3 protein-coding genes are annotated in these 4,425 nt (G+C 54.4%); 1 reads left to right on the plus strand and 2 read right to left on the minus strand.

Features of this window, described 5'->3' with window-relative positions:
- Positions 1–266 precede the first annotated feature (266 nt).
- Positions 267–662, minus strand: a complete 396-nt coding sequence (locus tag QQK95_RS31645) for a hypothetical protein (protein ID WP_284278437.1) — start codon at positions 660–662, stop codon at positions 267–269.
- Positions 663–966: 304 nt separating this feature from the next.
- Between QQK95_RS31645 and QQK95_RS31650 the strand changes: the two genes are divergently transcribed.
- On the plus strand, positions 967–1,716 hold the full coding sequence (locus tag QQK95_RS31650; protein WP_284278438.1) for a response regulator: 750 nt from the start codon (positions 967–969) through the stop codon (positions 1,714–1,716).
- Here the strand turns inward: QQK95_RS31650 and QQK95_RS31655 are convergent.
- On the minus strand, positions 1,649–2,731 hold the full coding sequence (locus QQK95_RS31655) for a sensor histidine kinase (RefSeq protein WP_284278439.1): 1,083 nt from the start codon (positions 2,729–2,731) through the stop codon (positions 1,649–1,651). The genes QQK95_RS31650 and QQK95_RS31655 overlap by 68 nt on opposite strands.
- Positions 2,732–4,425: the final 1,694 nt, after the last annotated feature.

A 4,425-nucleotide genomic window follows, 5' to 3' on the forward strand; every position in this document is an offset into this window, starting at 1 on the left:
GCGCCTAACATGCTGACTTAATGACATATTCTCACAGGCGGTGTTTAAGTCGGGCCTGGCATAAGTCGGCAACACGCTAAAGAGCGTAGACCGGCTGCATGGTTGCAGTAGATTCGATACGTCGTACGCTCCACTGCACTGTTAGAAGGACGTTCCACTCTGCAGCGCTGGCGCCCTGACGCTCGCCAGCGCGTCTGAGGAGCGGATGCGGCATGAACAAGATCCAAGGGCGACTTCCAAACGGAGGCCTCCCCGGGATCGTTCCTTCACCACCCTTGAACGACCTGCCCGGGCGCATTCCAGGCGAAGCAGCGCGAACCTACAGGATTGAAAGGCCCAGGACCGAAGACACCGAACTGGGTCGCGCAATAGTTGCCCATCACCAGCTGCGGCTGCGGCTGCGGCTGCTGCTGCGGGCCGGCTGAACGAAATGCGCTCTTTGGCATTTGCGGATGCATGACCTGGTTCCATACGCTGTGATCCGACTGCCTGTTGCTGAACTCCCGGTTCCAATCGTCCAAAGCATCCCCCGCTCCCGGGACGATGTCGTTGACGATGCAACCGATGAGACCACAGTCGGCATGCGCGGAACTCGATGCGCCGATGACCGCGCTCCCAGAAATTATCGCAAACGCCAGAACCTTTCCATAAACGTATTTCATTGCTTTCTCCCAGATTTGATGCGTTGTTGACAACCTCATCTGGGCACAAACGCGATGCGCCCTCAATCAGTGATCGCTGATGCACGATGATTTATACTGATACAATGGCGAATTTTGATGATTTATGATTGGATTGATACCGTCTTTCACTAAAAATCATCGAACTTCACTTTTTCTCACTTAGGTATCAACTCCGCACATGCCATTACTCGCCATCGCCCTAAAACGAAACCGAATGGGGTGCGGCTAGAGGCGCGATATGGATGATGATAGAAGCCTGGTGTGTTGGCGCGAGAATTGTGAAATGACCGCAACCGAGACCGTGCCTATGCGTCGAGTACTTCTCGTCGAAGATGACGAAGTGCTGCGCCAGAACTATGAGATGTTACTCACCGCGCACCGGCTTTCGGTCTGCGCTTGTGGTACCAAGGCATCTGCCATCACGGAATTCGATCGAGGAAAATTCGACGTCGTCATTTTGGACGTTACGCTGGGGGCAGAATACGAGGCCGGCTTTGAGCTGTGCCAGCATTTCCGCGCATTGCGGAGCGCGGTGCCCATCATTTTTCTGACCGAACGCGACGAGGACCCCGACCGGATAAGCGGTTTACGATTAGGTGCAGACGACTATCTCACAAAGTCGGTTTCCGGCACCTACCTTGTTGCCCGTATCAATGCTCTGATTAGGCGCGTTGAGACTTTGCTGGCCGGCATTTCACCAACTGCCGACCTCCCTCAGCCAGCCTCGGATTCTCTATTGCGCATCGACGAAAGCCTCTCTCGTGCTTACTGGAATGGGGCACCGTTGGGTCTATCGCTCACCCAGTTCTGGATTCTTCGCGACCTGTTTCGGCATAGAAGCGAGGTTCGATCGACCGCGGATTTGATGGGCGCAGCCAACATAACCGTTCAGCCGAACACTATTGTTGCGCATATCAAGGCAATCCGTGAGATCATCCAAACCCTAAGCCCCACTTTTGCTTGCATCAAGTCAGAACGGGCTCGGGGTTATCGGTGGATTGAAGATAGCTCTCAGCAGAACGGCGCTGGTTAGTCACGCGGGGAAGCCTGATCGACGCCTCCACGCCCGTCCTATCAGCAAGGTTCGATAGGAGCGCTGTGCCCCCATACTCCTCAGCAACCAGCCGTACGATGTAGAGGCCGAGTCCATGATGGACGCTCGTCGGCCCCGCGCGCGTAGACGAAAACGGATCGAACAGACTAGTTGAATCATCGGGCAGAAGAGGCCCTTTGTTCCGAACGATGATAATAGCACTATCAGCATCGGTCGCGAGTGATAGCTCGACTGGATGATCTTCCAGCGAATACGAGGCAGCGTTAGCAACGAGGTTGTCGACGGCTTCCCTCAGCAGGCTGGGATCGGCATGCACCCGTGCTTCGGACACTCCGGCTAGCTCTATCATCAGGCCGGAGTAGGTTTGCCTATAGGCGTCGACAAGTTCAATGATGAGCCCGTCGAGGCGAACGTCTTGCGACTTCCCTTGCCTTACAAAGGTCTCGATCCGCGTCGCCCGTGTCGCGCGCTCGATCAGGTTCGCAATATGGCGCGTACCGTCGGCGGCATTTGCCAGGAACTTCTCTACGCGTTTGTTGTGCGGACCTTCCAACTGAATGAGTTCAATGCTGGTGCTAACCTGTGCGACGGGCTGTCGTACCTCGTGCCGGAGGAAGTCCGCGAGACTTCGTAGCCATTGCAGATACCTGCTATCATGTCGGGACTGGCTTGCCAGCGCTCGTCGCGCCTTGGTCTCCGTAACGAAGAGCCGCCTCGACAACTGCTCCTTCTGATAGGCTGCAAGCGCTAACAACAGAAAGACGACTATCAGAGAGGCAACCAAGCTGACCGTCAATGCGCCATCCAAATTTGCTGTAAGTATCGCAAAGAGATAGATCAACGTGCTAAATAAGCAAGCAATGACGCTAAATCTGAAAAATAGACCGGAAAAAAAGAAACCGTAGATGCAAGTCATAATGATCGATGAATAGTTGTCAAGGACCCCGACCACCGGCGCATGATAACCAAAGAGGAACCACCCGAGGCCAATCACAACGATTGTGGCAAACCCTACACTTTGCGAATATCGAACGTAGTGCCTGGAAAACGTTAGGACGAGCACAAATAATATAGGTGGCGCTATAACTAGATATCTAACACACATGACATATATCAATGGTTCAGGATATTGAAAGACAAATGGATCATATACTCCGTATACGACTGTCAGAAACAACCCGAATGCCACAGACAGACGGATATGAACGACTGACGCGCTGAGTAGAAAGACCCTGTACTTTGTTTCTTCTTGCCGACGGTAGAACGCCAGGGTCAGTGGTGATATACCGTGCCTATGGAACGTGGATACTTGAACCTTTCGCGACGAAACAGCCTGCATGGCATGGGCCTCCGCTTTTTGTGTCCCAAGCTTGGCGCACTCCGGCACAGTAAGCCAGCGAATAGGCTAGCGTCACCTGCTCGAGACCATGGATTTACTCGTAGGTAATGGTAAAAGCGGCTGGGCTCAGCGAGGCTCAGGTTCCACGTATGCAGATGCAATACACGCGGATACCAAGGCGCAAACTGCTTAAGGCTTGGCGGCGCAAAGCTCCCGTTCAGGGCGTTGAGGCGCTTGAGGTTGTGCTGCCTCACGTTGAAGGCGCACGTGCCAGAAGATCGATGCCTCCCAAACTGCCCTAGATCCGAATCTCGTGTCCCACTTTGTCCATGAGCACCCGCAATTCGTGGTGAGCCGCGACCCAGAACGTTCGAAAAGCTTCCAGGAACCCCAGTCGATGGCCATTTGTAGAACCGTCTGTCGACCGCGTTGGGGCCGGACCGTCCGGTGTCGGAACGAATTGGCCCAGATAGCCGTCATCTCGTGATTGCACCTAGCGGCATGGCCCAAAATGGGCTCAGCAGCTTGTGAGGACAACAACATCCGCTCAAGCTCCAGAAGTAGGTCAAGAGTAACGGCAAAGCCAAGCCAGCAATGGACTGACACTGCGGCTTGTCGCTAAGTATGCCATGCGGCCGCGACCGCATTCTGCAGTGTTGGATCTTCGGAGGTACTGCCACCTGAGGCCGCGGGGTCGAACCCAAGATTGTTGGATGCATGCGTCGTCATCGCCTTAACCTTTTGAGAAACTTGAGAATCCAAGCTTAGGCCGTCTGTCGTTCGAAATGCCCGGCCCTGCGCTCGGCCATTTCCGGCGAACCAGTCCTGATCTGGCGTGTCAGACGACTATTTGCGAAACTAACCAACAGTCGCTTCCAGATGGCTCGGCCCGGCTCGCGGCGGTCGTCTGCGTTTTCCTGCGTGGGTGCACAGCTCAAGGTGGCTATCCCAGAGCTAGCATGGGTCAGGCTTGAAATTGTACGAGAGGCGTGAAGCCATGTAGTGCCTCCCCTATCCTGCATTGCGCAATCACCATCTCGGTTTTCATGGCTCGCATCGTCTGACGGCTTCCCCCAGACGTGCATGGCTTGTCATCGGCGGTTCAAGTGCAATAGTATTGTGCGGTAGGGTTATTCGGCCTCTTCTTATACTGCGAGCCAAACGGCTCTCGGTGAAACTACCAAAAGAGGGCGATGAACATAGTTTCATCCCAGCTTTACGATGGTCTGATGGCTAAGGTGAAGATCTCAGCGGAACTCGATATACCCGACACGGTGCTGACGCTGTTGTGTGACCCGACTTAAACACCGCCTGTGAGAATATGTCATTAAGTCAGCATGTTAGGCGCG

Origin of the sequence: Mesorhizobium huakuii (assembly GCF_030160235.1) — a bacterium.
GTDB classification, from domain to species: domain Bacteria; phylum Pseudomonadota; class Alphaproteobacteria; order Rhizobiales; family Rhizobiaceae; genus Mesorhizobium; species Mesorhizobium huakuii.